The organism is Mesorhizobium terrae (genome assembly GCF_008727715.1).
GTDB classification, from domain to species: domain Bacteria; phylum Pseudomonadota; class Alphaproteobacteria; order Rhizobiales; family Rhizobiaceae; genus Mesorhizobium; species Mesorhizobium terrae.
This window is the reverse complement of record NZ_CP044217.1, coordinates 45,520-70,754: the sequence shown is the minus strand read 5'-3', so window position 1 is coordinate 70,754 and position 25,235 is coordinate 45,520. Positions and strand designations below refer to the sequence as shown.

Sequence of the window (25,235 nt, the reverse complement as noted above, 5' to 3'; positions counted from 1 at the left end):
AAGAATGTTCCGGCCGAGCAACAGGTTCCGTGAACCCCGTTTGTGCGATCACGAGAGCAATGCGCTTAAACCGCGCCACGCCCAATTCTGATGGGCGTGGCAATCTCCTGATTCCGAAAACGATCGCTAGTCTCGTCCCTCAGGCCAAAGCCGAATCCGCATAGGCTAAGGCACCGCCGCCTCCGGTTTTAGGCGGAATGGCTGCATAGGCGGTACAGGGCGGCGGATCGTCGTCGTCGTCGCGCCGCCTGCGGTGCAGGATGCGCGTCCAGTTCCGGAACGTCGGCCGGCTCCGACGGCTTGGCGGCTTTCGCCACAGGCCTGCGGGTTGCGTGACGAATGCATCCGCATCGTCGCTCGCGTCGAGCGCCTTCAGCGCGGCCAGAATCTCATCAACGTCAACGAGAGAGCCGTCCTCCAACTGACGCATCGACGGCAAGCCTGGAACCGCGTGCACATCCGACGCCCAGGAAGCCAATAGCGCCCGCTTCTCGTCGGTACTCATCCTTGGATCAGCGAGGACTTCATCGGGCCGCTGGAATATCGGACGTCGAGGAAAGTTAGCCGCGTCGTGGCGGCTTTCATTATGGCTGGTAAGATGTGTCATCTCCGTTTCTCCGCAATCGGCGCCTCCCGGCCACGACCGGGAGGCAAATCGCAGGTTTGAGGCGTTGCGAATTCAGGCGGCTTTGCGCTGTGGCTCCGCGTCCTGGCTGATCTGTTTCTTCTTGCCAGCGTCGTCAGTCGGCCCATCCGGCTCAGCCGAGCCTACAGCAATGCGGCGAGGTTTGAGCTCCTCAGGAATCTCACGCGCGAGATCGACCGACAGCAAGCCGTTCTCCAGCGTGGCGCTCGCCACCTTGACGTGGTCGGCCAACTTGAACACCTGCCGGAAATTCCCGATCGCGAGGCCCTGATGAAGGACCTGCCGGTCGCCCTGTTCGGGCTTCTTCTGGCCAGTCACGATAAGTTCGGGGCCATGCTGGGTCAGTTCGACCTCTTCCGGGCTGTAGCCGGCGATCGCCATGGTGATGCGGTAGTCGTTTTCGCCGATCTTTTCGATGTTATAGGGCGGCCAGTCCGAACGCACGCTGTTGTCGAGCATATCGAAGAGGCGGTCGAAGCCGACCGTCGAGCGGTAAAGGGGAGCAAAATCGAAGCTTCTCATAGCCATATCCTCCGTAAAGCAACATGGGTAACAAGCAGCGTCTCTGCGACGCCAAAACCGTCGGGCCGTAGCCCCGACGGCAATCGATTTGGGAACGCCCAAAAAGCGTTCAAGAGTGGCCCTAAAATTTTTTCGAGGGGTCCGAAACGCTCCGGGTCGTCCGTTTCGGAGCGTCGTTCCCCGCAAATTGAACCGGAAGAGTCTGGCTGCGTTCTTCGATCTGGAAGAACCATCACCGGAGACAAGACAATGGCGAATACCCAGACGACGCGAGGCCGCAATCAGGATCGGGCAAGAGTTGCCGGCGGGCAGGATCACGAGGTGCGCTATGAGGCGGGCAAGACCGGCGCCAGCGAGACGGACGTCAGGTCGGCGGTGAAATCGGTCGGCAACAGCCGCAGGAAGGTCGAGAACAAGCTGGACAAGCCCTGAGCCGAGCATTCGGAGGGGCGTCGAGACACCCGGCCTGTTCGCAGCTTTCGGAACCGGGCGGCATCGCTGTCGTTTTGCTGTTCACAACAGCAAAAGGAGGCAGCTATGCCACACGGAGACAAATCCAAATATACCGACAAGCAGGAACGCAAGGCCGATCACATCGCCGAAGGCTACGAAATGCGTGGCGTCTCGGAAAAGGAAGCCGAGCGCAGAGCCTGGGCGACCGTCAACAAGGACGATGGCGGCGGCAAGAAGGCAGGCGGCTCCGGCCAAGGCAAGCACACTGGCCACCCCGCCGCGCACAAGGGCGGAGAAAAAGGCGGCAAGGCCGCAGCCTCCCGCTCCGCCAGCGACCGCTCCGCTTCTGCGAAGAAGGCGGCCGCGACACGCAAGCGCAACGCCGAGCATCACGCTCATAGCTAACGGCAAAAGCGATGCGATCGAAACTGCTCAGCGAGAGCGACGGCGTCAGGACCTTCGCCGTCGTTCTCGATCCCGGCGATGAAGCGTTCCGGTCGATTTCGAATTTCGCCGAGGAGCAAAACGTCACGGCGGCTGCGGTGACGGCGATCGGCGCGTTCGAAGGCGCGACGGTCGGCTGGTTCGACTTCGCCTCCCAGACCTACCGCAAGATTCCCGTAGCCGAGCAGTGCGAGGTCCTAAGCGCCATAGGCGACATCGCCGCGGGCGACGACGGCAAGCCCAGCCTGCACATGCATGCGGTGCTCGGATTGTCGGACGGCTCGACCCGCGGCGGCCACCTGCTCGAAGGGCTCGTGCACCCGACGCTCGAGGTGATGGTGACGGAAACGCCCGCTCACCTGCACAGAAGGAAGCGTTCTGAGCTCGGCATCGCTCTGCTCGATCTCTAGCGGGGGCGATCGGCATGCCGTCCACGGTGATCGAGAAAAGCGCGTACAATCCGGCGACGAGGACAATGAGCGTTTGGTTCCGGGCCAGCGGCCGACGCTACGACTATGAGGACGTGCCTCCGGAGACCTACGCCGCGTACCGCGCCGCATTTTCCAAAGGCAGCTACTTCAACAGGGTCATCCGTGACCGCTTTCCGCATCGATGGATCGCGGAGGCGCGATGATCGCCCCGTGCTCTTTCTCCGCCGATCTGCACGCGCGATTCCCTCGCGGAACGGTTCGACCTCTCGCGGATTGAGTAAGTCTACCCTCAAGGAGAGTTTTCATGGACCACAGCAACCACGTTCGCCTCACCGAAGCGGAACTGAACTCCGCAAACCTGGAAGGCGCCACCATCTACGGACCGGACGACGAGAACCTGGGCTCGGTATCGCATGTTCACGGTGCCGGCACGAATGCTCAGGTGATCATCGACGTCGGCGGCTTTCTCGGCATCGGTGCCAAGCCTGTCGCGGTTCCTGCCAGCCAGCTTGACTTCATGCGCGACGAGGACGGCGACGTCCATGCCGTGACGTCCTGGACGGAGGATCAGCTGAAGGCGATGCCCGAACACAAGGATTGACGGCCGGAATTCGGCAAAGAGAGGTAGGTCATGCCCCACAATGACATCAAGAGGACGGCTGCCAATCGCGACACGCCGCTAGTCCGTTCGCCGGACGGAAACATCCGCCGAAGCCCGAACGCAGCGACGGCGGGCGACGACAGCGCTCAGGCACCGGCAGCCCCCAAGACCAGTGGCGCGTCTGCAAAGGATAAAGGCTTCTCGAAATCCCGCGTTGCCAACCGAAACCACGATGACAAACGCGTAGCGGGCGTGACGCCACGGCCCACCGGCGAGCGGGGCGGGCTGTGACATCCGAGCCAATCAGGCGCAGCGGCGGCTGCCTGTGCGGGGCGGTACGCTACACGCTTACGGGCCAGCCGCTTAGAGCCGGTATTTGTCATTGCCTGGACTGTCGCAAGGCGAGCGGCAGCCATTTTACCCCATTCGGCGTCTGGCCAGCGAGCGCATTCGAGTGCTCCGGTGCCATGAAAGTCTTCGCCGAGCGCAGCTTCTGTCCACTCTGTGGCGCCCGCATTGCCTGGTTCCGCGATAACGAGGCCGAGATCATGCTTGGCTCGCTCGACGGCGCGCCAACCGGCATCGTGCCAGAGTATGAGCTTTGGACCGGTCGTCGCGAGGAATGGATGCTCCCTTTGCCATGGACGGAACAGTTCGACCATGACCGACCTGAATCAGCGCCGGCCGAATGAGCGAGTGTCGTTCGAACCAGATCAAACGTCGGCGATTTCGATCCATACCGGAGCGTGATCGCTTGCCTTCTCCCAACTGCGTGCTTCTCGATCGACTTGGGCGCCGATCAGTCGATCAGCCAAGGTTGGGCTGAGCAGAAAATGATCGATGCGCAGCCCGGCATCGCGAGCGAACGCATTCCGGAAATACTTCCAGAAGGTGTAGATCCGCTCGCCCGGGTGCAGCGTTCTCAATGCGTCCGTCCAGCCCTGTTCGAGGAGACGCTGATAAGCCTCGCGCACTTCCGGGCGGAACAGCGCGTCGTCGCGCCATCGTTCTGGGGCATAGACGTCGAGATCGGTCGGCATGACATTGAAATCGCCTACAAGGACCGCTGGAACCTTGGCCTGTAGTAGCTCGGCGGCATAGCTGTGCAGACGCGCGAACCAGCGAAGCTTATAGTCGAACTTCGGACCGGGAGCCGGATTGCCGTTGGGTACATAGAGGGATCCGATCAGGACCCCACCGACGGCCGCTTCAATATAGCGACTATGGCTGTCGTCCGGGTCGCCGGGCAGACCGCGCCGGGTTTCGATCGGCGTTATGTCCCGGGCAAGGATTGCCACCCCATTCCAGCTTTTCTGACCGTGCCAGATCGCGCCGTAGCCCGCCTTCTCGATTTCTCGTACGGGAAACCGGTCGTCAGGAGATTTGAGTTCCTGCAGGCAGACGACATCGGGTTGAGTTTGAGCAAGCCAGCGTAGAAGCACTGACAACCGGCCGTTCACGCCATTGACGTTGAACGTCGCGATTTTCATCGCGGCCGTCTGTCGACGTTGATGACCCGACCCATCTCGGATGGTTCCTCAGGCAACGCCCTTGCCGCCGGTGACGCCATAGACCTCGCCGTTGATGAAACTCGCTTCCTTGGAAGCAAGCAGCACATAGACAGGGGCAAGCTCCGCCGGCTGGCCGGGTCGCCCGAAATCGCTGTCCTTGCCGAAGTTCTTGACCTTTTCGTCGGGCTGGCCGCCGCTAGGCTGCAGCACGGTCCAGACCGGGCCTGGCGCTACAGCGTTCACGCGAATCCCCTTCTCGATCAGCTGCTTGGCAAGCGCCTTGGTGTAGGCGACGATCCCCGCCTTCGTGGTCGCGTAGTCTAGGAGGATTGGTGACGGCTGATAAGCCTGGATCGAAGCGGTGGTGATGACTGCCGCCCCGGCCGTCATGTGCGGGACAGCCGCCTGCGCGATCCAGTGCAGGGCGTAGAGGTTGGTTTTCATGGTGCGGTCGAAGTCCTCGGTCGACAGATCGTCGATCTTTTCGCGGTATTGCTGCCTGCCCGCGTTGACGACGAGAATGTCCAGACCACCGAGCTCCGAAACGGCCTTCTCCACCATCTCGCGGCACCAAGCCTCTTCCTGGACGTCGCCAGGTAACGCGACGGCCTTGCGACCTTCCGCTTCAATCAGGTCGATCACCTGCCTGGCGTCAGGCTCCTCTTCCGGGAGGTACGAGATGGCGACGTCTGCGCCTTCCCGCGCGAAGGCGATCGCTGCTGCCCGGCCGATGCCGGAATCGCCGCCGGTTTTAAGTGCCTTGCGGCCTTCCAGCCTGCCGGAGCCCCGATAGCTTTCTTCGCCATGATCGGGAATCGGCTCCATCTTGTGTGCAAGACCCGGCATCCGCTGCGGCTGCTTCGGAAAGGGCGGGGAAGGATAGACTTCGCGCGGATCCCGCAATCGCGAACTGCTCAAGGCAATATCTCCTTCCGGTCTTCCAGGTTTGGCGGGCGAGGCAACGGCGACAGCGAAACTGCCCTCGAAGAGCCGAAACGTGAGCAACAAGTCTTTGTTCCGGCAGACGATGCGGTCGGAGCATCGCACGGACACGGAACCAAGGTCTCGCGGGCAACTTCTTCATCGGAACAGCGAGCGCATGGAGGGAGCGATGAAGATTGTGGTCGCAGACCTGTGGACCGTCTTCCGTGCGGCTGTGGAGGGATTTTTCGATGACAGCGCTCTCAGCCACGCGGCGGCCATGGCGTTCTACGCTGCAACGTCACTCGCTCCCATCTTGTTGATCGTGCTCGGCGTCGCCGGCTTCGCCACGGGAAGAGACGCGGCCGAAATCGCGATAGCCGCCCAGCTGACGGGCTTGCTCGGTCCTCAAGGAGCCGATCTTTTGAAGACGACGATCGAGAACGCGTCCGCGCACAAGGGAACCTTGGCTTCAGTGGTGGCCATCGCCACCTTGCTCGTCGGTGCATCCGGGGTGTTCGGCGAAATGCAGTCGACGCTCAATCTCATCTGGAAGGTCCGGCCCCAAAAGGTTTCCCTGTTCAGCCTGGCCCGGACCCGCGTGGCGAGCCTCGGGCTGGTCGCTTCGCTCGGCTTTCTGCTGCTGGTTTCGCTGGCTGCCAGCGCGGCGATTTCGGCAATGGGAAACGTGATCACGTCCAGGCTTCCCTTCGGGGAGCTCGTGCTGTCCGCATTGAACACGTTGGTTTCGCTGATCCTGGTCGCCCTGCTTTTCGGCGCGATCTTCAAGATCTTGCCCGATCGTGCGCTTTCCTGGCGCGACGTGCGGTTCGGCGCCGCCGTGACCGCGGTTCTTTTCACGGTCGGCAAATCGCTTATTGGCTGGTATCTCGGAACGAGCGCGATCGCTTCGTCTTATGGCGCCGCGGGAAGCCTTGTCGTCCTGCTGCTATGGGTTTTCTACTCCTCGGCGATATTCCTGTTCGGCGCTGAGCTCACTCGCGCTGTCGCCGTCCGGTTCGGCAGCCGTCGCGACTTGATGCTTTTGGAGAGCGACCCACGGCCTGCGGGCACCTCCAAGGTGGAAAATTTGCCTATGCGCCCGCTCTGGATCATCGGGTTGATCGCAGGAATCGCGTCGCTTGCCACCTTGGCATCAACACCTCGGCGCGGTCGATCGTGAAATGGACGATACCAGGCTTCGCCATGCCGGCCGTGCGCTCCGGGACGGAACGGCGGCGCTGGCCTGCGGTATGACGCTTCGTGATCCAGCGTGTTGCACCCCGGTGGAAAGGATACTTATTTAGGGGCATGCCCACGCGCGAGACGAATACGGCCGCCGAACGGGTCGAAGAATGGAAGCTCTCGTCGGCCGCCACGTTGGGATCGTCGGTCCGCACAAGAGGCATTTTTCTGGAAGTGCGTGCCCGCCTTCCGTCCACGGCGAAGAAGTTCCTGCATGTCGAGGCGCGGACGCTCGCTCTGCAAATGCCGGAAGGCTCCGAGGGCGATTTCCGGACGGCGTCGATGATCGTGGCAAAAGCCCTGCAGGATATCGAAGTCTTGCCTGTCATTCCTCGCGAGATCGAGGACATCCTCGCCATCTCTGCGACCGAGCGGCATCGATGGCTCAACGACGGCCGCCTACAGAGTGCGGGAACGCGCACCGTGAAACTTCGCGGGCGCGCCAGGAAGATTACGTTTCACGTTTTTGACCCTCGTCACGTCGAGGACGTCCTGGACCGCGACCTCGTTACACTGTGGCGCGAACAAGACACGCTGACCGCAGCGGAAAACCGACGCAGAGCCGCCGGAAAGGCGGCCCTGACACGGTTGCAGAAGAAAGGCCGGAAGGCAGCGCTGGCAATTGGCGACACCGATGATGACTCGCGCCGGAAATTGCAGGGTTGGGAAGACTTCGAAGCCGACGGGTTTCTGCGCTGATTTGGCGATCGCGTCAGATCGGCCAAATGCGGGCTGTCGCCGGCGACGCTTCAAGCATCAGGATTCGTTGTTCCGAGGACCAATCTCATAGGTGATTCCTTCAGCCGCGAAGGTGATTTGGGCCTTCCCTCCAAAAGCCTCCGCAACATGACGTTGGATAAGACGCGAACCGAATCCGGCCTTGTGAGGAGCAGTGACGCGAGGACCCCCGCGTTCCCGCCAAAACAGGCGGAAGTCTTGATCTTCCGTTCCAGCGAGCTCCCAAGAGATATCCACCGTCCCCGATCGGTTGGAAAGCGCTCCGTATTTGATTGCGTTCGTCACAAGTTCGTTCAGTGCAAGAGTCAGAGCCAGCGCCTTCTCCTCTGGCAGGCGGACGTTCGGTCCTTCCGCAGTCACCCGCCCATCCTCGAGGCCGTGCGGCGCAAGCGCGGTCGCGACAATGCCGTGGACCTCGGCCTCGGTCACACCTCCGGTGCGCAGGGCGTCTTGCACACCCGCCAGCGCTCTCAGACGATGCCCCAAGCTGCTCTCCGCCTCGGCCAGATCGGCACTCGACCGGAGCGTCTGCGAGGCGATCGAGCCGACCATCGCGAGGATGTTTCGGATGCGATGGCCGAGTTCGGCATTGAGTACGTCCGCCTGCCGTTGCGCCAACACCGTCTGGGTCGTTTCGATGACCGTGTCCATGAAACCGACGATCGTCCCGTCGGCGTCGAGCACCGGACTGTAGCAGAAGGTGAAGTAAGCCTGTTCTCCCGCGCCGTCACGATCCACGACCAGCGGAAAATTCTCGATGAAAGTCGACTTGCCCCCCAGCGCGTCAAGCGCGATCGGGCCGATCTCATCCCACGCTTCCACCCAAATTTCGTTGAAAGGCCTGCCGATCGCAGGCGGTTTTTCTCCCAGGATCGGCCGGAAGGCGTCATTGTGAAAAGTGATGAACTCCGCACCCCATACCAACGCCTTCGGGAACGTTGAACGCAGCATCAATGCGAGGGTGGTCTTCAGGATCGGCGGCCACTCCTCGATCGGGCCAAGCGACGTCGACGCCCAGTTGAAATCCATGATTTCATGGGAAGCCTCGCCTCCGGCATTGAGAAAACGAAAATGCGATACGGCCACCCCAGAATCCTTGCACGTCGAAAGTCGCGCCTGCGGCGCCAAGACGGGTTCATTAGATACGACGGAATTGATCGCTGTGATGAGAAAAATTGGCTCCCAAAACTACATAGGGATGACAGCAGCGTGAAACGAAGCGAACAATCTTCTCTGGCAGCGTGACTTCAACCCTGTGACTGCGAAAATGTAGTCCGGTCGCTTGCCCGGATACGCCTCCCGGAAAGCTCCAACGCGCTTCTCTGCGCTTCGGTCGAGATCGACGAACGCAGGTCTTTCGCGTCATCCTGTGCTATGTCGAAGGTCCTGGGCGCCGGCGCGCCACGGCAAGGCGCCGCTTGGGCGACGACGGTTCAGCGGCTCGTGTCGCTTCCTTTTCCAGGCGGGCCTCTCGCAACCTCGCCGTCTTGGCTTCCCGACGCTCGGCCTCGGCGCCGATGATAGCTCGCGCCGTATGGTTCGTAATGTCGGCCTTGCTTTCGGCTTTGGAGGGCCTGGGCTTGAAAAGGTTATGCTCGGTGATGGTGCCGCTCATGCTGTCATTCCCTCGGGTATGAAAAACAAAAAGGCCGGGCGAACCCGGCCTCTCCTATGCGCCTCGATGATCAGTGCCAGTACATCCGTGGTCAAAGACCAGAAGCGCAATCCCGTTTACGCCGCCAGGAGGTTTTCGGCCGAGTTCTTGCCGTTCCGGTTGTCCTTGACGATGTCGAAGCTCAGCTTCTGACCCTCGACGATGGTGCGCATGCCGGCGCGCTCGACGGCAGAGATGTGGACGAAGACGTCCGGCTGGCCGTTGCCCTGCTCGATGAAGCCGAAGCCCTTGGTGGAATTGAAGAACTTCACAGTTCCAGTATTCATGACGATTTCCTTTCAATCGCGCATAGAGGATTGCCTGCCGGGCGGAATGCGCGACAAACGGTTAGATCGATGCTGAGAGGAGAAGATCGCCGACGGCGCGGTTCGCGCCAGAAACAAAGTTCGACAAGCAAGATCGATGTTTAGAACGTAGACGCAAACGGTGTTCAAAACAAGACGTTTAGGAGAATAAACGCGTGAGCGGTCACCAACCAGTCGAAACGTAGTCGCTCCCGGCTGCATTCAAAGAGAATCCCGCGCCGCGACGTCCACCATGAGCTGGGAAGCGGACAGTCGGCTTTTGGAAAACTTCCCCCGAAGGGTGACGTGGCAATGCCGTCGGGGCGGTCGATTTCTGCGCTTTGCCCGGGTTTTGCTAGTGCATCAATGTCGGCGTCGACAACATTGGCTTTGCCACCCAGACCGTCCCGTAGCTGCGCGAGAGCATGAACGTGCTTCTTGAAATCTACCTTGTGGGCGTCGAAGCCGATGCTCCCCGCGAGTCACTCAAAATCTGAGCTATTTCCCCGGACGCTCTAGTTCTTTCAAAATGGACCGCACTGCTTCTATGTCGCGGCGATCCATCTTCTTTTCATAGGTCTTCTCAACCCACTCGACACTGGTTTCTAGGTATCGAAGCGTGGCGCGGTACTGCGGGATCGTTTCGGGCTTGAAAAACCATTTGAAGCTCTCCCACGCTGCCACAGACACTTTGACCAATTCCTGGATGGTCGCCGTCAAAAGCTCGGGCACATAGAAAGGCCCCATGTGTGCGTCAGCTCCAGGTGTCGGTCGGAGCATCGTGAAACCGGCAAATGTTGGGTGCGCAGCGATCGATGAGAGGAGCTTGTAGTGCTCCATGCGCTTTTTTTCGGTGAAGCCGTCACGATCGTCCAGCGCTTGCCGGATTTTGGCTTGGCCAAACTCTTTCGTCCGCTCCTGCTCTGACACTAACTTCCAGCGCTGGATCAAAGCGTCATCAGTGCTGAAGTAATCCAGGAGAAATGCGGTCTCCAAGATGTCCCGGATTTGGAGACCGGCGGCCTGATAGTAGCCGCCGAGGATGAGCTTGAGGGCAGCTCCCTGGGCATTGAAAATCCGGGCACCCAGAAGCTTTATGATGAGTTGGTTCTCATCCTTCTCGGCATAGTCCATGCGGTAGAACTGCAGGAGGTCCATGATCATCTCGATCATGCCGACATGCTGCAGAAGGTCTTCGTGTCCCTCGATGAAATCGATGGACTTACCTCGCGCGACTTCCTCGCCAGAGTGCAGGAAGCCAAGATTTTCAGGAATCTTATTGCCTGCCATCGGCGGCCACCACGTCCGTGACCTCGCCACGGCTGCCGACCAGCGCGATCTCAATGCCTGCCAGCGCACACCGCGGTGCCATCCTGGTCGCAAGTCTTAAAGTGCTTTCCGTATAGGGGATAACCGCGACCTGCCGACCGGGACTTTCGCTCGCCATCAGTAGACCAACAGTCTCGCATAGGCCTTTGTAAAGCCGAGACACCTGGCCGGCGTGCCGAGTATTTATGATGCCGCCCGTGCACTCGGCCGTGACGATGTGGTTGCCGACCTCGGCTACAACATCGCCTTTTCCAGAACTGGGATGGATGGTGATCCTCCATCCGTTCTTGTGCCAATACTCGCCGCCGTACGTCGTCGTACCGGTAGACGTTGCCTTATCGAAGCCGCGCCGGGCCAACCAGCCGGTGAAATCAAACCTCTTGCCGTGCTCCCCATCAGGATGAATGCGGACGTGTTTGGCTTCCGTTGTGCGCAGGAGGTGCATGGCATAGGCCACCATCACGGCACCCTCGTGCATCTTGTGCTCGATGCCGTCGGCGACCTTGCCGGCTCTCTTTTCGGGAGCGGCAACTTGTTCGACCAGGTCGTCAAAATCCATCAGATCCCGAGAGCATGCTGCTCGAACCTGTCGGCGAACTGTTCGGCATAGTTCCGGAAGGTCTTGATTTTTACCAGCGTCAACGCGTAGTCGGCATCGTTCACCCTGAGGACGGTGGCACCATGGGCTATACTATTGCGGACATGGTTGAGCTGGTTTAGTCGACTGCGAACGGTGGTGTTGGGGCAGTTCCGCCAACTGAGACCGTCGAATACGTCGCTTACGCCGATCTTCAGAAAGAGAGTCTTGATATTATCGGCACTAGGGTTTCCCCATCCCTTCATCTGCTTCCAGTACGCAGCCCAGACGGCGTCGGTGTTCAACGTCGGTAGCGCCTGTATGGCGCATATCTTAAAGACGTCTTGAACGTAAGCCTGCAGCAGAGCGCTCATCATAACGACGCAACTCCGGTTTATCGAAGCTCCCTCACGCGATCCGTCCTCGACCTTCTTGGGGGCGCCGCGAGCACCACCGTGTAAAACATGGCGAACGTTGATTAGCTCGTCGACGTAAGTAAGGTTTAGATCGACCATATTCCCCCTCGCCCAGCGCGGTTCAGTTGTATCGAGCTAAACGGTGCTGTCCAAGAGTGTCTTCACCGAGGCCTTTGACACATAGTTCAACGACAAGCCGCTACGCATACATTCAAAAGAAGGAGCGCCGCCACTTCACCAACGAAGTCGAGCTGGAGCAGCCCCTCCCCTGATTATGCCGGAATTTGATCGCGCCACGAGCGGCAGCTTCCTGGAAGCTGTTATAGATTGTGGAATGTCCGCAATGAGGGTCGGAAGCGGTCGCTCCATCTCATACCAGCGCTATCGTTTCATCTGAAATTCCTGCCCTTCACGGCTATCTGACGGATGTGGCCGTATCCGTCCGTCAAATTGCGGCTTTGGAACGATCTTGGCGGCAGGCCGCGCGGATCGGGCGACGGCGATCCATGATGGAATTCGTCGCCGCGACCATGCGGCAACGGAAAGGCGGCGTCGCGACTGCCGACGCTCGCGAGCTCGGCCGACAGGTCGGTGATCTTCTGCGCGACCAGATGCACGACGGCACCCTCGCGCTGGATACGGCCGCGCACGCCGAGCATACCTGCCGACAGCAGCGTGCGGCGATTGGCATCGAACACCTTCGGCCAGACGACAAGGTTGGCGATGCCCGTCTCATCCTCGAGCGTCACAAACAGGACGCCTTTCGCACTACCCGGCCGCTGGCGGACAAGCACGATGCCGGCGGCTTCCAGCCAGCGGCCGTCACGGGCGTCCATGGCCTCGGCGCAAGAGACGATGCGACGGCGGCGCAGGTCCTCGCGCAGGAACGAAACCGGATGCGATCGAAGCGACAGCCCGACATGGCCGTAATCCTCCACCACCTCGCTACCGGCCGTCATCGGGCGCAGCGAGACGGCCGGCTCGGCGATCTCCGGCACGATTGCTTCCTCGCGCGCCGTCGCGGCCGCGAACAGTGGCAGCGGGGCGTCACGCAGGCCGCGTATGGCCCAGAGCGCTTCGCGCCGTGCCAGGCCGAAAGCCGGCCGGAAGGCGTCGGCCTCGGCGAGCTGGACGAGCGCTGCCTGCGGTACGCCGGCGCGGCGCCAGAGATCGTCGACCGACGCGAAGGGCAGATCGGCGCGCGCGCCGACGATCGATGCAGCATGCTGATTGGCAAGGCCCTTGACCATGCGAAAGCCCAGGCGAACGGCGAAGCGGTCTTCGTCGTCGGGGGGTTCGAGCGTACAATCCCATCGGGAGGCGTTGGCGCAGACGGGCCGTATCTCGACGCCGTGATCGCGGGCGTCGCGGACGATCTGGGCGGGCGCGTAGAAACCCATCGGCTGGGAGTTGAGAAGTGCTGCGGCGAATGCGTCGGGGTGCCAACATTTGAGCCAGGCGGAAGCGTAGGCGATCAAGGCAAAGGAGGCTGCGTGGCTTTCCGGAAATCCGTAGCTGCCGAACCCCTCCAACTGCCGGAAGGTGGCTTCCGCGAAATCGCGCTCGTAGCCGTTGGCGACCATGCCGTCGATAAGCTTGGCCTTGAAGGCGCTGACGCCGCCGCTGTGTTTAAACGTGGCCATCGACTTGCGCAGCATGTCCGCTTCTCCGGGCGTGAAGCCCGCGCAGCTGATCGCGACCTGCATGGCCTGCTCCTGGAATAAGGGCACCCCCAGCGTTTTGCCCAACACCCTTTCGAGTTCCGGCTTGGGATAGTGGACCGGTTCCAACCCTTCGCGGCGGCGCAGATACGGGTGCACCATGTCTCCCTGGATAGGGCCGGGCCGCACGATCGCGACCTGTACGACGAGGTCGTAGTAGGTTCGAGGTTTGAGGCGCGGCAGCATCGACATCTGCGCTCGACTTTCGATCTGGAATGTGCCGAGCGTGTCCGCCTTTCGGATCATCGCGTAGGTGCGCGGGTCCTCCGGCGGGATCGTCGCAAGGTCGAGATTGGCGCCCTTGTGCTCGGCCAGAAGGTCGAGGCCCTTCTTCATGCAGGTCAACATCCCCAATGCCAAAATGTCGACCTTCATGAAGCGCAGCGCGTCGATATCGTCCTTGTCCCATTCCACCACCTGGCGGTTTTCCATCGCCGCCGGCTCGATCGGCACGAGGTCATCCAGCCGGTCGTGGGTGAGGACGAAGCCGCCCGGATGCTGGCTGAGATGCCGGGGCGCGCCCATGAGCTGCCGGGCAAGGTCGAGGGTCAGGCGCAAGCGCCGGTCGGCCGTGTTGAGATTGAGCTGCTCGACCTGGCCTTTCGACACGCCCTCTTCCGACCAGCCCCAGACCTGGCCGGAGAGTGTCGAGATCAAATCCTCTGGCAACCCAAGCGCTTTGCCGACATCCCGTAGCGCCCCCTTGGTGCGGTAACGGATGACGGTCGAACAGAGTGCTGCGCGGTCGCGGCCGTAAGTGTCGAACACCCACTGCATGACGATCTCGCGCCGCTCATGCTCGAAATCCACGTCGATGTCCGGCGGCTCGCGCCGTTCTTCCGAAATGAACCGCTCGAACAAGAGATCGTTTCGTCCGGGGTCGATGCTGGTGATGCCGAGCACGTAGCAGACCGCCGAATTGGCGGCCGAGCCGCGCCCCTGGCAGAGAATGTCGCGCGAGCGGGCGAAGCGCACGATGGAATTGACCGTCAGGAAGTATGGCGCGTAGTCGAGCTTGGCGATCAGCGCCAGCTCGTGCTTGAGCGAGGCGACGACATTGTCCGGCACACCCTCCGGGTAACGCCGCTCAGCACCTTCCCAGGTCAGTTTTTCAAGCGTCTGCTGCGGGGTGAGCGAGGGATCGTCGCGCTCCTCCGGATATTGGTAGCGTAGCTCGTCCATGGAGAAGGCGCAGCGCCGCACGATCTCCAGCGCGCGGGCGAGCGCTTCGGGATAGCGCGCGAACAGGCGGTGCATCTCGGCCGGCGGTTTCAGATAGCGATCGGCATGGCGCTCGCGCCGCTCGCCGAGGTCGTCGATGGTGACGCCATGGTGGATACAGGTCACCACGTCCTGCAGGACGCGCTGGCTGGGCTCGTGGAAAAGGATGTCGTTGGTGATGACGGTCGCCACGCGCATGTGCGCCGCGAGGTTGGACAATTCGTGGAGTCGGAGCTGGTCGTTCGGCCGACGCCGCAACGTCAGCGCCATGTAGGCACGGTCACCGAAGGCGTCGCGCAGCCGGCGCAGATGGAATCCGCAATCCTCGTCCGCCATGTCGGGTACGAGCACGGCGATCAGGCCTTCGCCATAGGCGACGAGATCGGCCCAGCGCAGATCGCACTTTGCCTTTCCGGCGCGCTGCTTTCCGAGTGATAGTAGACGGCAAAGCCGAGAATAGGCCGGGCGATCGGTGGGATAGACGAGGATCGGCGGCGCATCGGCGAGATCGAGCCGGCATCCGACGACAAGCCGTACGCCGGTCGCCTTCGCGGCTTCATGGGCACGCACGATGCCGGCGAGCGAATTGCGGTCGACCACGGCCAGCGCCTCGATGCCGAGTTCGGCTGCGCGCGCGAACAGCTCCTCGCAGGAGGACGCGCCACGCAGGAAGCTGAAATGCGTGGTGACCTGAAGCTCGGCGTAGCGGGGCTCGCTCATCCGAACACCCCATGCAGAAACCAGAGATGCGAACCGGTCTCAGGGTCCTCGCCATTGCCGGCGCGGTAAATCCAGTAGCGTTCGCCGGCCTGGTCCTCGACCCGGAAATAATCGCGGATGGCGGCAAGCTCGGCATCGCGCTTCCACCACTCCGCATGGACGCGCTCGGGACCGTCCGCCCGCTTCACGCGGCGGCGCACGCCCCGCCAGGTGAAGCTCGCCGGCGGATGATCCGGCAAGAGGGCGATCGCCTCGATGCGCTCCGGATGGGCAAATAGACGCGCCGGCCGCGGCCAATGGCTTGGCCAGGCCGTGCCGGTGTCGGGCGACAGCGCCGGGATACGGCAGACCGATCGCTCGGGCACGTCGCTGGCGACAGGGGCCACCCGGTAGATCGCCCGCTCGCCGACGCGGTTGGCCAGCGTGTCCACGAGGTCGGAGATATCCGGTATTGCGATCTCTATGAGGTCGCTCGCCATCTGCCGGCGTTGCAACGGCTCGGCTGTGGTGGCGGCCAGCGCCATGAGCTCGATGCCGAAGCCCGGATCGATCTTCTCAATCTGGTCGCACAGAAGACGGGACAGGCGCCGGGCATCGCGCACCGGCTGCGCCATACCGACGCGGACGGCTTCGACGCGTGCGTCGACGCGATGGCAGAGAAGATCGAGACGGCGCGCGCCGAGACCCTTTGCCTCCAGCGCGGCGCAGAGCTGGTCGGTGAGCTTGCCGATGTAACGGGCGATCGTCTCGGCAGCGCCGATGGGTTCCGCGAAAGCCCGCCGCACCTCGATCAGGTCGGGCGGTCGGATCGGCTCGATCGGTTCGGCCACGTCGCCAAGCGCCTGATTGAGCCGGCGCGCGAACTCGGGGCCGAAGCGCAGCGTCAATGGCGCGCGCGGCTGGGCCAGAAGATCACGCACGCGTTCGAAGCCGAGAACCCGGAGATCGGCCGCCATTCCAGGCGGCAGGCGCAGAGCCGCGAGCGGCAGGGGATCGAGCACGACAGCACCATGTCCCGGCGGCGCGATGATAGAGGGCTCGGCGGCGAACCGGGCGAGCGCATGGGCCGCGCCCCAGGTGTCCGCCACCGCGGCGCGTGCGGTGACGCCCGACATGGCGAGCCGGCCGATCAGGGTTTCGATCATGGTCGCTTCGCCGTCATGGAGATGGTCGGCGCCGGTCGAGTCGATCACGATGCCATCCGGCGGATCGGCCGCGACGATCGGCGAGATGCGCTGGAGCACCCACAATGCCAGCCGTTCCAGCGCCTCGGCATCCGCGACCGGATCGGCATCCACTGTGATCAGGCCGGGGATCAGGATCTGGGCCTCGGTCGCGGGCATGCCGGGGCGCAGCCCGACCGCTCGGGCGACGGCGTCCGCTGCCGTGACCACCCGCCTGTTGCCGTCCCGGCCGATCATCACGAGCGGCGCCTCAGCCGGAGGCGCCGCGTCGCCAGCCATCCGCCGCAGCCGATCCGTGGACCAGTCCGGCAGGAAGAGCGAGACGACCCGTCTCATCGCAAGCCTCCAACTCGATATCAGCACTATCCACGCCGCCCTTGGCGTGGATCAACTCAACAAGCCATCTGTGGCGGCCGACGCCCGGAACCGGCAGCACCTCGGACGGAAGGACGGAGACGCGCCAACGCGTCATGGCGGCGGTCGGCGCGCCGAAGTCGGACGCATCGCTGTGCCGGCGCCAGCGGCGCAGCGCGATGCCGATCGATCCGGTGCCTTCGGCCGCAAGCTGAAGCCGGCGCGAGGCGGTCATCGGCAATCGGGCGACCTCGCCGACGACAGCGCCGAGCCCGCCATGGCGAAGGCCTTCCTCCATGCAGGCCAGAATGGCCTTGTCGTCGCCGGCCTCGACATAGACGACGCGATCCGGCGCAAGGCCGGCATGCGCCAGCGCCGGAGCGAACAGGTCCGGCTTGGCGATGCACCAGAGGGTCTTTCCGGTCGTGCGCCCGGCGATCCCGGCCGCGAACAGCGCTGCCGCCGCGCCGTCGATCGCGCCGTTGCCGCCGCCGGCGACTTCATGCAGCGCCCCGCGTGCCAGTCCGCCCCCCGGAAGCCGCGAATCGATTTCGCGAATTCCGAACGGAAGCACCGATTTGGCGCGCCTGGACCGTCCTTCGAGGCGGGCAATCCGCTCTCGAAGTTCGACAATCGCTGAAGAATGGGGCGCCGAGGCACGCATCTATCCCTTGAAAGCTGTTCTGTCCGTGATATGTTCTATGTTTGTTCTCATCCTGACAAAGAGTCAACGGACTCGTTGGATCGGGATGGATGCCGCAGCGGAACCGCGGCGTCGTGCGCGTCGAGAGAAACGGCCGGAACCGTCCGGTCTTGTAATTTTGCGTCCGATTCCAATCTCAATAAGAGACAGAAAACGAGAACGGGTATGGCGGCTTTTCAGGTCAGGATCGCGTATCTCACGCCGCTGAAGCGATCGCGGCACTATTTCCATCAGCTCGTACTGGCAGACGACCGGCAGGCTGCGCTAGCGGAAGGCCGCGCGCTGCTCAGGAAAAGGTCGCCAGAGGCGCGCATCGTTCACGCGGCCGCCAATCTGCGTCCCGACAGCAAGGACGCTGAAGCTGTGATCCGGGCGGGATGGCGATATCGCGACGGCTGGTGGTCCCGGCCGATCCGCGCCGGCGACGATCTGGCGGCGATCGCCCTTCATGGTTTCGCCGACAGCAAGGCGATCAATGCGCGCAGCACCGCCGGCTGCGTCGAGATCGACTGTCACGCCGGGCGCATGGCCGCATGACGGCCGAATACCGGGACAGCGCTATCGCCACATCCCGCGCATCTTCGTCTTGAGATCTATCCGGACCTCGGGCTGCGGTGCCCTGCCGGGCGCGGCCGATGGCGGCGGCCAGGAAATCTGTTCGAAGCGGTCGAGGATGTGGTCTGGAATAAACCGCGTGCGCGATGCGTAGACATGCCGGTCTCCCCATGCCGACTGCCCGCTGACATAGAAGCGCTGCGGGGTGACCAGATGCAGCGAATCCTTTGCCCGCGTCATGGCGACATAGAGCAGCCGGCGTTCCTCTTCGAGATCGTCGCGCTCGCCGACCGCCAGGTCGATCGGAATACAGCCGTCGACGGTGTTGAGCAGGAACACCTTCGTCCACTCCTGGCCCTTGGCAGAATGGATCGTGGACAGGATGAGATAGTCCTCGTCGAGGTGCGGCGGGCCTGCATCTCCGCTCGTGGCGTCAGGCGGGTCCAGCGTCAGGTCGGTCAAAAAGCGCTCGCGCGAGGGATAGCCGGCCGCAATCTGTTCGAGTTGGAGAAGGTCTGCGCGGCGCGCGGCGGCGTCCTCGTGGACACGCTCGAGGTGCGGCTCGTACCACAGCCGCACACGTTCGAGATCCGCCGGCCAGGTCGACCGTGTGCGCAGCGCCGAGAACAGGTCGACGAAGGGGGGCCAATCCTCGTCCGCCCTTGCCGGCACCTTGAAGAACTGAAGCCCGAGGACCGGATCGAGCGCGCGCTCCATCGCCTCGATCGCAGCACCCGCGGCGGATGGGCCGATGCCGGGCAAGAGCTGAAGCACGCGAAAGCCGGCCACGCGATCACGCGGGTTTTCCGCGAAGCGCAGAAGCGCCAGCACGTCTTTCACATGCGCGGAATCGAGAAATTTCAACCCGCCGAATTTGACGAACGGGATGTTGCGGCGCGTCAGCTCGACTTCCAGAGGGCCGGAATGATGCGAGGCGCGGAAGAGAACCGCCTGCGCCCGGAGCCTCGTCCCGCTCTCCCGCTCCTCCAGCACCTTGTCGCACACATAGTTCGCCTGTTCCGCGTCGTCGCGCACGGTCACCAGCAACGGCTTTTCCGCGGAACGCCGCTCGGTCCAGAGGTTCTTGATGAAGCGGTCGGCCGCCTCGCCGATGACCGCGTTCGCCGCGTCCAGCACGGTGTTCGTGGACCGGTAGTTGCGGTCAAGCGTGACGATACGGGCAGGCTCCGGAAACAGCCCTGGAAAATCCAGGATATTGCGAACCTCGGCGGCGCGGAAGGAATAGATCGACTGCGCGTCGTCGCCGACGACAGTCAGCCCCCGGCCGTCAGGCTTGAGCGCCGTCAGGATGGTCGCCTGCAGCCGGTTGGTGTCCTGGTATTCGTCGACAAGGATGTGGTCGAAGCGCGAGCGGAGCTGTTCCACGATTGCCGGCTCCGCGCACATCTGCGCCCACCACAACAGAAGGTCATCGTAGTCGAGGACGTTCTGCGCCTGCTTGGCTTCGACATAGGCGCCGAACAGGGTTTTCAGCTCCTCGGCCCAGCCTATGCACCAAGGGAAGGATTTGGCGAGCACGGCTTCCAGTTCGGCCTGCGCGTTGACCGCCCGCGAGTAGATCGCAAGGCAGGTGCCTTTGGCGGGAAATCTGCTCTCGGTCTTGGACAGGCCGAGTTCGTGCCGTACCAGGTTCATCAGGTCGGCCGAATCTTCCCGGTCGTGGATCGTAAAGGCCGGGTCGAGACCGATTTCGAGCGCATGATCGCGCAGCAGCCGGGCTCCGATCGCATGGAACGTGCCTGCCCAGGTGAGTCCCTCGGTCATGATCGACGCCTTGTCGCCGAGCACCATGGCTGCGATGCGCTCGACACGGCGCGTCATCTCCGCCGCGGCCCGGCGCGAAAAAGTCATGAGAAGGATTCGTCGAGGATCGGCACCGTTCACGATCAGGTGCGCGACCCTGTGCGCCAAGGTATTGGTCTTGCCCGACCCGGCTCCTGCGATAATCAGCAGGGGCTCCGCGGCCGAGCCTTCGCCGTGGACCACCGCCGATCGTTGCTCGGTGTTGAGGCCGGCAAGGTAGTCGTCTGGCGCCGCGGCGGCCACGGTCGAATCAAGGACAGCGAGGTTCATTGCGCGAATGAATCGTGTTTCCGTTTCGTTCGCAACAAGGATCGGCCCGGTCATCCTGCCGCGATGTCCCGCCCAAGGGAAAGCCTCCTGACATTTGCGGTAGGGGACAGCTGCAATAATATTCCCCAGCCCCGGCGGGGCCGGTGATTTGGAATACCACCGGCTCCCGCCCATCTTCTCGAGAAGGTCAATGCAGCGACGATGAAGACGCCATGATAGAAGACACGGACCACCGCATCGGCGTCAGCGGAGCCCTGGGACAGGACGGCCCGTCTCCCCTGCATCGCCGCGTCTTGCACGTGGACATGGACGCCTTCTACGCGTCGGTCGAACAGCGGGACAATCCGGAGCTGCGCGGAAAGCCGGTCGCGGTCGGTGGCTCGGCCGCCCGCGGCGTCGTTGCGGCCGCAAGCTATGAGGCACGCGCCTTCGGAGTGCGATCGGCACTGCCCTCAGCAACCGCGAAGCGCCTCTGTCCGGAACTGATCTTCGTCAAGCCGAGGTTCGACGTCTACCGGGCGGTGTCGGCGCAGATCCGCGAGATCTTTGCCGAGCATACCGATTTGATCGAGCCGCTATCGCTGGACGAGGCGTATCTCGACGTTACGATCAACAAGCAGAACATCGCCGTCGCGACGGAGATCGCTACCATCATTCGCGCGCGCATCAAGGAAGTGACCGGCCTCAACGCATCGGCTGGCATTTCGTACTGCAAGTTCCTGGCGAAACTGGCCAGCGATCTCAATAAGCCCAACGGCCAGGCCGTGATAACGCCGAAGATGGGGCCGGACTTCGTGGCGAGCCTGCCCGTCAAGAAGTTCCATGGCGTAGGTCCGGCGACGGCGGCCAAGATGGAGCGTCTGGGGATCGCGACCGGCGTGGATCTCCGTGACAAGCCGCTGTCATTCCTTCAGGAGCATTTTGGGAAGTCGGGCACGTGGTACTACAGGATTGCCCGCGGCATCGATGATCGTCCGGTCGAACCGAACCGGCCGCGCAAGTCGGTCGGGGCGGAAGACACGTTCCCGACCGACATATTCGACATTGGGACGGCGCGAACCGAACTCTCGACGCTTGCCTCAAAGGTCTGGGGCTATTGCGAAGCCAAGGGGATTCGCGGCCGGACGGTGACGCTGAAGGTCAAGTACGCTGATTTCCACCAGATCACACGCAGCCGGACTGCGAGTGGTCTCATCGCGAGCGTCATCGACCTGGAGGGAGTGGCGGCCGCCCTGATGGCGCCGCTCTTCCCCACCGAAAAAGGCATCAGATTGATCGGTGTGACGCTGTCGTCGCTTGATGGGAACGGCAGCGACGACGATCGGCAGCTTCTGCTATTTGCAGATTAACGCTCTAGGCGAGACGGGCGACGCAGGTAACCCGGCTATCCAAAGCTCTCAAAATTTGATCTGGAGCAGCCCGGCTATTTGATCCCAAGCTTACGCTTCAGTTCGGCATTCTGCTTAAGGAGCCGCTCTTCCAGCTGCTTCATCAAGTCTTTGTTTTCTTTCTCAAGGGCGGCCAAACGCTCCAGATCGAAGTCGCCACCCTTCGTCGCGGGCTGTGAAGCCCTGAGCCACTGATAATACGTCTGTTCCGATATTTCCGCCTTGCCCACGGCGACTTTCACGCTGTCGCCGCTGCCGATCGCCTTCTTGATCTGTCCAACTTTTTGTGCGCGCTCTTTCTCGGAATAGGTCTTGCGCTTGGCGCGGGCCGGAGCAGGCGGAGCCTCCGCCGCCTTGAGTGCAGGCTTTGTGGCTTCCTTTGTAACCCGCGGTTTGGAGGTCGCCTTCGCCTTTTTTGGCCGTGGAGCCTTTTTCTTCGGTTCCGGGGCCTCTACCGCTGCAGGAGCCTCAGTAACGGCCTCGACGGTTTCAGCTTCCGGCAGATCGGGCATAGTGTGCTCCACTTCCTGGTCATCGTTGCCCGCAACATCAATCGGCGCAGCGCTGGAGTCAATCAGGGGCGCGGAAGTCGGGGTATCCCCTTCTAGACCGCGCATTGTTTCAGTATCGACCGCAGCAATACTCAGATTGCCCTAGATCGATTGCTTCTTCGTTGGAGCGCGCCTGTGCTTCATCTCCACAATGAAGGGACGCGTTTGTCGTCTCATGACTTCTTCCTGAATCGATACGATTTGCGCGGTCTGCGTATAGGCCCAATGTGCGTCTTGCCGCCAGAGCCGAGCCGGGCCCGTCCCCAGATCTCAACCAAAGGAGCGTCAGCGGACTATGTTGCAATGCACAATGCGCATCGCTGCCATGCGAAATCAGCGCTGGAGCGACGGCTTCGACCGGCTAGATTTACATCTATCGATTTCGTCGGGATCTACCTCCTCCCAGAGACTGACGGATACGGTCGACTTTCACCTCCTCCCGATCGTCGACCATCTATATGACGCCCGCCGCACCTCCTCCCGCGGCGGGCGTTGTGCTTCTAGCCCGGACGTTATGCGCAGCTTGCCGAAGGGGCCCCTGGCTTCTTTACTGCTGAGATCGGCGCCAGCCCGCTGCTCTGGCTTCCTGTTCGGAACAGAACCATCGCTCGCCTTTGCCGGGCGAGATTCGCGTCTGCGTGTAATATTTCTGGCCGGGGACGTGGTAGATGCGCTCCCCCTTCCGAGTGATGTTGCCCTTGATGCTGCACGCGCCCGACTGCTCGGATGCGGCGGCAGAAGACGCGGCCGACGGCACGAGAGAAATGGTCGACGAGCTGTCGGACCGTTCGCGCTGCGTGGCACGCCACTCCCATGGCGGCTGGAAAGGTCCCTGCCAGATACCGATTTTGTCCGCTTTGGCGGTGGATTGCTCCCTGGAAAACATGCCGTTCGAGTAGCGCGGCCAGTCCATTGCGTGCCCGTTGCGCACGAGCCATCGCTGAACGCTTGCACCATCCGCCCGGGTGCAGTCGCCAACGAAACGGCCGTACTGGTCGCGCTCGACGAATTTGCAGGCCGTTGGCGACGACGACGCCAGCCATTCGGCAAGGGCCTCCGCCGATCTGGCGCCGCAGCGATATGTCCGGCCGCCGGCGTCCGTGCAGAGCTGCGCCGATTCCGGGGCATCTATCCCATTGAACCTGATCCGCTCGCCGTGGATTTCGATGGTGTCACCGTCGATCACCGACGCCCGGCCGGCGATGGTATCCATGCTGCTCGAGGCCACAAGGTGCATGCTGGTAGGAGGCTGCAATTTCTCAACCAGGCCCGGACCGAAATACCCAGCCGCGCTGGCGACGCCCATGGCCGCGAGGATCGTGGGAATGCCCCCTGCCCTGTCTGGCTTCTGCCGTTGGAAACTGACGACGTTGCCCATCGGCCGATCGATACCCCTGATTCCCCCGACGGGTAACCTAGTAGAAATAGCTGAACATGCCCTTTCCGCGTCGATTCAAATGACCGTCAAACCATGGGTCAGGAGCATGATATCCACACAGTTGAGGGTAAACCCGTTGCCATCGAAGGATTCGCCGATCATTTCTGGCGGAGATCATGCCACCTTCAGTCTGTGCCGTTGGCCTCGGGTCTTCTTGATGATGATTTTGCGTTCAAGGAATCTGGCTCTTATCCCGCTTCTCCTCGCTGCATCCCTCGCAGCCGCGCAACCTGGTCCCGCACGTCCGTGCGAGGAGCAAACGTTCGAAGACGCAAAATTCATTATCTGCACCGCGACACCGGGGCATGATGACCTTCGGCTGTTTTGGAAAGACGCCCATGGCGAGCCCTATCGCCGCTTCCCGGCCATCGCCAAGGCGGTCGCCGACGAGGGCCGCATGCTGCTATTCGCCATGAACGCCGGCATGTATCGGACCGACTTCTCGCCGATCGGACTCTACGTCGAAAACGGCAAGGAACTGCGACCCGCCAGCACGAAGACGATGGATGGCCCTCCTGGAAAGGTGCCCAACTTCTTCAAGGAGCCGAACGGGGTGTTCTTTCTGAATGACGACGGTGCCGGCATCCTGCCGACGGCCGACTATCTGAAGCGTCGACTGAAGGCGCGGTTCGCCACCCAGTCTGGCCCGATGCTCGTCATCGAAAACAAGCTGAACCCCATCTTCATTGCCGGATCGACGGATCGGACCCACCGAAGCGGCGTCGGAGTCTGCAAAGACGGATCAGTCCGTTTCGCGATAAGCGAGGATGCTGTCAATTTCCATGATTTCGCGCGCCTGTTCCGCGACCACCTCAATTGTCCCAATGCGCTGTTCCTGGATGGCGGGAACGGCGTGGGGCTCTACGATCCCAACCTGGGCCGCAGTGACATCTCATGGCACGGCGGATTCGGACCCGTCATCGGCCTCCTGGAATAAAGGCGGTGGGAGCTACACCGTCCGCCCGGCGGAGCAATTCACGAAACTGAGGAAGGAAGCGCGAGTTTATGTCAGCGAGTGCGGCGTGTTTTCCCAATCCTTCTTCCATGGAACCACGGCCGATCTGAAACCCGGAGGTCTGATCGTCGTCGGCTGCCAGTCCAATTTCCTCGAAGGTAAGTCGCTGTCGTGGGTCTATTTCGCCGCCACGCTGGATGCTGCGATCTGAGGCGCCGAGCTGGCTACCGGCAGTGGGCGAGGACGGATTTATGTCGTGGAACCAACCGGGCCGGTCGAGGACGATCCCAACCTGACGGACAACAAATTCCCCGGCAACCCGACGCTGCCCTATCGCTCCCTTGACCCTCTGCGCGTCATCGCCGAGGTGACGAACTGGCAAGGGCACCCGCCGGAGCGGCTACGCGAGATGGCCTTGCCCGCCTGAAGGCCGAGGGGCGCGCCGTCATCATCGACTAGCGTGAACGCGAAGCAAGTAGCTCAACGGCCAGCCTTGAAAACCGACCCAATCCACACCATAATACCGTCGTGAGCAACGCTCCGGGGTTGGCGCTCGGC

At 62.3% G+C, this 25,235-nt stretch carries 26 protein-coding genes and 1 pseudogene; 12 read left to right on the top strand and 15 right to left on the bottom strand.

What is annotated here, in order from left to right:
- Positions 1-139: 139 nt before the first annotated feature.
- Positions 140-607, bottom strand: a complete 468-nt coding sequence (locus FZF13_RS00380) for a hypothetical protein (RefSeq protein WP_139116430.1) — start codon at positions 605-607, stop codon at positions 140-142.
- Positions 608-679: 72 nt separating this feature from the next.
- On the bottom strand, positions 680-1,168 hold the full coding sequence (locus FZF13_RS00375; RefSeq protein ID WP_065996766.1) for an Hsp20 family protein: 489 nt from the start codon (positions 1,166-1,168) through the stop codon (positions 680-682).
- 249 nt (positions 1,169-1,417) lie between these two features.
- On the opposite strand from FZF13_RS00375, the gene FZF13_RS00370 reads away from it, so the two are divergent.
- The 6 genes from FZF13_RS00370 (at position 1,418) to FZF13_RS00345 (ending at position 3,789) form a co-directional block, all read left to right on the top strand.
- The gene (locus FZF13_RS00370; RefSeq protein WP_065996767.1) at positions 1,418-1,600 is read left to right on the top strand and encodes a DUF3606 domain-containing protein; all 183 of its coding nucleotides are present in this window, start codon (positions 1,418-1,420) and stop codon (positions 1,598-1,600) included.
- Positions 1,601-1,705: 105 nt separating this feature from the next.
- Positions 1,706-2,026 (top strand): plasmid stabilization protein, encoded by a 321-nt coding sequence (locus tag FZF13_RS00365; RefSeq protein WP_065996768.1) that lies wholly within the window; start codon positions 1,706-1,708, stop codon positions 2,024-2,026.
- Positions 2,027-2,037: 11 nt separating this feature from the next.
- Positions 2,038-2,475, top strand: coding sequence for a PPC domain-containing DNA-binding protein (locus tag FZF13_RS00360; RefSeq protein WP_065996769.1), 438 nt, complete (start codon positions 2,038-2,040; stop codon positions 2,473-2,475).
- Between the two features lie 14 nt (positions 2,476-2,489).
- On the top strand, positions 2,490-2,699 hold the full coding sequence (locus FZF13_RS00355) for a KTSC domain-containing protein (RefSeq protein ID WP_065996770.1): 210 nt from the start codon (positions 2,490-2,492) through the stop codon (positions 2,697-2,699).
- 101 nt (positions 2,700-2,800) lie between these two features.
- The gene (locus FZF13_RS00350; protein ID WP_065996771.1) at positions 2,801-3,097 is read left to right on the top strand and encodes a PRC-barrel domain-containing protein; all 297 of its coding nucleotides are present in this window, start codon (positions 2,801-2,803) and stop codon (positions 3,095-3,097) included.
- A gap of 287 nt (positions 3,098-3,384) precedes the next feature.
- A complete protein-coding gene (locus tag FZF13_RS00345; RefSeq protein ID WP_083237623.1) occupies positions 3,385-3,789 on the top strand; it encodes a GFA family protein in 405 nt (134 codons plus the stop codon).
- Between the two features lie 21 nt (positions 3,790-3,810).
- Here the strand turns inward: FZF13_RS00345 and xth are convergent, their stop codons facing one another.
- A complete protein-coding gene (gene xth / locus FZF13_RS00340) occupies positions 3,811-4,587 on the bottom strand; it encodes an exodeoxyribonuclease III (RefSeq protein ID WP_065996772.1) in 777 nt (258 codons plus the stop codon).
- A gap of 48 nt (positions 4,588-4,635) precedes the next feature.
- Positions 4,636-5,526, bottom strand: a complete 891-nt coding sequence (locus tag FZF13_RS00335) for an SDR family oxidoreductase (RefSeq protein ID WP_065996961.1) — start codon at positions 5,524-5,526, stop codon at positions 4,636-4,638.
- A 193-nt stretch (positions 5,527-5,719) separates the two neighbouring features.
- Between FZF13_RS00335 and FZF13_RS00330 the strand changes: the two genes are divergently transcribed.
- Positions 5,720-6,712, top strand: a complete 993-nt coding sequence (locus FZF13_RS00330) for a YihY/virulence factor BrkB family protein (RefSeq protein WP_065996773.1) — start codon at positions 5,720-5,722, stop codon at positions 6,710-6,712.
- Between the two features lie 128 nt (positions 6,713-6,840).
- Positions 6,841-7,473, top strand: a complete 633-nt coding sequence (locus tag FZF13_RS00325; RefSeq protein WP_065996774.1) for a hypothetical protein — start codon at positions 6,841-6,843, stop codon at positions 7,471-7,473.
- Between the two features lie 57 nt (positions 7,474-7,530).
- On the opposite strand, the gene FZF13_RS00320 is transcribed toward FZF13_RS00325, so the two are convergent.
- The 8 genes from FZF13_RS00320 to FZF13_RS00280 form a co-directional block, all read right to left on the bottom strand.
- Entirely contained in the window at positions 7,531-8,598 is a 1,068-nt protein-coding gene (locus tag FZF13_RS00320; RefSeq protein ID WP_083237624.1) for a sensor histidine kinase, read from the bottom strand.
- Between the two features lie 645 nt (positions 8,599-9,243).
- The gene (locus tag FZF13_RS00310; protein WP_065996776.1) at positions 9,244-9,453 is read right to left on the bottom strand and encodes a cold-shock protein; all 210 of its coding nucleotides are present in this window, start codon (positions 9,451-9,453) and stop codon (positions 9,244-9,246) included.
- A gap of 516 nt (positions 9,454-9,969) precedes the next feature.
- Positions 9,970-10,761, bottom strand: a complete 792-nt coding sequence (locus FZF13_RS00305; RefSeq protein WP_065996777.1) for a hypothetical protein — start codon at positions 10,759-10,761, stop codon at positions 9,970-9,972.
- On the bottom strand, positions 10,748-11,359 hold the full coding sequence (locus FZF13_RS00300; RefSeq protein WP_065996778.1) for a hypothetical protein: 612 nt from the start codon (positions 11,357-11,359) through the stop codon (positions 10,748-10,750). The genes FZF13_RS00305 and FZF13_RS00300 overlap by 14 nt, the downstream gene beginning before the upstream one ends.
- Positions 11,359-11,892 carry a HEPN domain-containing protein gene (locus FZF13_RS00295; RefSeq protein WP_065996779.1) on the bottom strand — a complete coding sequence of 178 codons (534 nt, stop codon included), beginning with the start codon at positions 11,890-11,892 and terminating at the stop codon, positions 11,359-11,361. The genes FZF13_RS00300 and FZF13_RS00295 overlap by 1 nt, the downstream gene beginning before the upstream one ends.
- Before the next feature lie 290 nt (positions 11,893-12,182).
- Positions 12,183-15,455 carry an error-prone DNA polymerase gene (locus FZF13_RS00290; protein WP_065996780.1) on the bottom strand — a complete coding sequence of 1,091 codons (3,273 nt, stop codon included), beginning with the start codon at positions 15,453-15,455 and terminating at the stop codon, positions 12,183-12,185.
- Positions 15,452-16,975 (bottom strand): DUF6504 family protein, encoded by a 1,524-nt coding sequence (locus FZF13_RS00285; protein WP_065996781.1) that lies wholly within the window; start codon positions 16,973-16,975, stop codon positions 15,452-15,454. Before FZF13_RS00285 ends, FZF13_RS00290 begins: the two co-directional genes overlap by 4 nt.
- The gene (locus FZF13_RS00280) at positions 16,890-17,657 is read right to left on the bottom strand and encodes an ImuA family protein (protein WP_065996782.1); all 768 of its coding nucleotides are present in this window, start codon (positions 17,655-17,657) and stop codon (positions 16,890-16,892) included. The genes FZF13_RS00285 and FZF13_RS00280 overlap by 86 nt, the downstream gene beginning before the upstream one ends.
- A 204-nt stretch (positions 17,658-17,861) precedes the next feature.
- Here FZF13_RS00280 and FZF13_RS00275 point away from each other — a divergent pair, with 204 nt between their 5' ends.
- Entirely contained in the window at positions 17,862-18,233 is a 372-nt protein-coding gene (locus FZF13_RS00275; RefSeq protein WP_065996783.1) for a hypothetical protein, read from the top strand.
- 21 nt (positions 18,234-18,254) lie between these two features.
- Here FZF13_RS00275 and FZF13_RS00270 read toward each other — a convergent pair whose 3' ends face one another.
- On the bottom strand, positions 18,255-20,345 hold the full coding sequence (locus FZF13_RS00270) for an ATP-dependent helicase (RefSeq protein WP_065996965.1): 2,091 nt from the start codon (positions 20,343-20,345) through the stop codon (positions 18,255-18,257).
- A 212-nt stretch (positions 20,346-20,557) separates the two neighbouring features.
- Here FZF13_RS00270 and dinB point away from each other — a divergent pair, with 212 nt between their 5' ends.
- The gene (gene dinB, locus FZF13_RS00265) at positions 20,558-21,694 is read left to right on the top strand and encodes a DNA polymerase IV (protein ID WP_083237625.1); all 1,137 of its coding nucleotides are present in this window, start codon (positions 20,558-20,560) and stop codon (positions 21,692-21,694) included.
- Between the two features lie 74 nt (positions 21,695-21,768).
- Here dinB and FZF13_RS00260 read toward each other — a convergent pair whose 3' ends face one another.
- Entirely contained in the window at positions 21,769-22,350 is a 582-nt protein-coding gene (locus FZF13_RS00260; RefSeq protein ID WP_245317417.1) for a transposase, read from the bottom strand.
- A gap of 481 nt (positions 22,351-22,831) precedes the next feature.
- Positions 22,832-23,662 (bottom strand): thermonuclease family protein, encoded by an 831-nt coding sequence (locus FZF13_RS00255; protein ID WP_245317419.1) that lies wholly within the window; start codon positions 23,660-23,662, stop codon positions 22,832-22,834.
- Positions 23,663-23,882: 220 nt separating this feature from the next.
- On the opposite strand from FZF13_RS00255, the gene FZF13_RS00250 reads away from it, so the two are divergent.
- Positions 23,883-24,659, top strand: coding sequence for a phosphodiester glycosidase family protein (locus FZF13_RS00250; protein ID WP_065996971.1), 777 nt, complete (start codon positions 23,883-23,885; stop codon positions 24,657-24,659).
- An 85-nt stretch (positions 24,660-24,744) separates the two neighbouring features.
- Positions 24,745-25,136: pseudogene (arr, locus tag FZF13_RS00245) on the top strand (NAD(+)--rifampin ADP-ribosyltransferase).
- Positions 25,137-25,235 lie beyond the last annotated feature (99 nt).

Excerpts from the sequence above, each read along its gene's own strand:
- FZF13_RS00380 (WP_139116430.1), bottom strand. The coding sequence starts at position 607 with ATGACACATCTTACCAGCCATAATGAAAGCCGCCACGACGCGGCTAAC.
- FZF13_RS00375 (WP_065996766.1), bottom strand. The coding sequence starts at position 1,168 with ATGAGAAGCTTCGATTTTGCTCCCCTTTACCGCTCGACGGTCGGCTTC.
- FZF13_RS00370 (WP_065996767.1), top strand. The coding sequence starts at position 1,418 with ATGGCGAATACCCAGACGACGCGAGGCCGCAATCAGGATCGGGCAAGA.
- FZF13_RS00365 (WP_065996768.1), top strand. The coding sequence starts at position 1,706 with ATGCCACACGGAGACAAATCCAAATATACCGACAAGCAGGAACGCAAG.
- FZF13_RS00360 (WP_065996769.1), top strand. The coding sequence starts at position 2,038 with ATGCGATCGAAACTGCTCAGCGAGAGCGACGGCGTCAGGACCTTCGCC.
- FZF13_RS00355 (WP_065996770.1), top strand. The coding sequence starts at position 2,490 with ATGCCGTCCACGGTGATCGAGAAAAGCGCGTACAATCCGGCGACGAGG.
- FZF13_RS00350 (WP_065996771.1), top strand. The coding sequence starts at position 2,801 with ATGGACCACAGCAACCACGTTCGCCTCACCGAAGCGGAACTGAACTCC.
- xth (WP_065996772.1), bottom strand. The coding sequence starts at position 4,587 with ATGAAAATCGCGACGTTCAACGTCAATGGCGTGAACGGCCGGTTGTCA.
- FZF13_RS00330 (WP_065996773.1), top strand. The coding sequence starts at position 5,720 with ATGAAGATTGTGGTCGCAGACCTGTGGACCGTCTTCCGTGCGGCTGTG.
- FZF13_RS00325 (WP_065996774.1), top strand. The coding sequence starts at position 6,841 with ATGCCCACGCGCGAGACGAATACGGCCGCCGAACGGGTCGAAGAATGG.
- FZF13_RS00310 (WP_065996776.1), bottom strand. The coding sequence starts at position 9,453 with ATGAATACTGGAACTGTGAAGTTCTTCAATTCCACCAAGGGCTTCGGC.
- FZF13_RS00305 (WP_065996777.1), bottom strand. The coding sequence starts at position 10,761 with ATGGCAGGCAATAAGATTCCTGAAAATCTTGGCTTCCTGCACTCTGGC.
- FZF13_RS00300 (WP_065996778.1), bottom strand. The coding sequence starts at position 11,359 with ATGGATTTTGACGACCTGGTCGAACAAGTTGCCGCTCCCGAAAAGAGA.
- FZF13_RS00295 (WP_065996779.1), bottom strand. The coding sequence starts at position 11,892 with ATGGTCGATCTAAACCTTACTTACGTCGACGAGCTAATCAACGTTCGC.
- FZF13_RS00290 (WP_065996780.1), bottom strand. The coding sequence starts at position 15,455 with ATGAGCGAGCCCCGCTACGCCGAGCTTCAGGTCACCACGCATTTCAGC.
- FZF13_RS00285 (WP_065996781.1), bottom strand. The coding sequence starts at position 16,975 with ATGAGACGGGTCGTCTCGCTCTTCCTGCCGGACTGGTCCACGGATCGG.
- FZF13_RS00280 (WP_065996782.1), bottom strand. The coding sequence starts at position 17,657 with ATGCGTGCCTCGGCGCCCCATTCTTCAGCGATTGTCGAACTTCGAGAG.
- FZF13_RS00275 (WP_065996783.1), top strand. The coding sequence starts at position 17,862 with ATGGCGGCTTTTCAGGTCAGGATCGCGTATCTCACGCCGCTGAAGCGA.
- FZF13_RS00270 (WP_065996965.1), bottom strand. The coding sequence starts at position 20,345 with ATGAACCTCGCTGTCCTTGATTCGACCGTGGCCGCCGCGGCGCCAGAC.
- dinB (WP_083237625.1), top strand. The coding sequence starts at position 20,558 with ATGATAGAAGACACGGACCACCGCATCGGCGTCAGCGGAGCCCTGGGA.
- FZF13_RS00260 (WP_245317417.1), bottom strand. The coding sequence starts at position 22,350 with ATGCGCGGTCTAGAAGGGGATACCCCGACTTCCGCGCCCCTGATTGAC.
- FZF13_RS00255 (WP_245317419.1), bottom strand. The coding sequence starts at position 23,662 with ATGGGCAACGTCGTCAGTTTCCAACGGCAGAAGCCAGACAGGGCAGGG.
- FZF13_RS00250 (WP_065996971.1), top strand. The coding sequence starts at position 23,883 with ATGATTTTGCGTTCAAGGAATCTGGCTCTTATCCCGCTTCTCCTCGCT.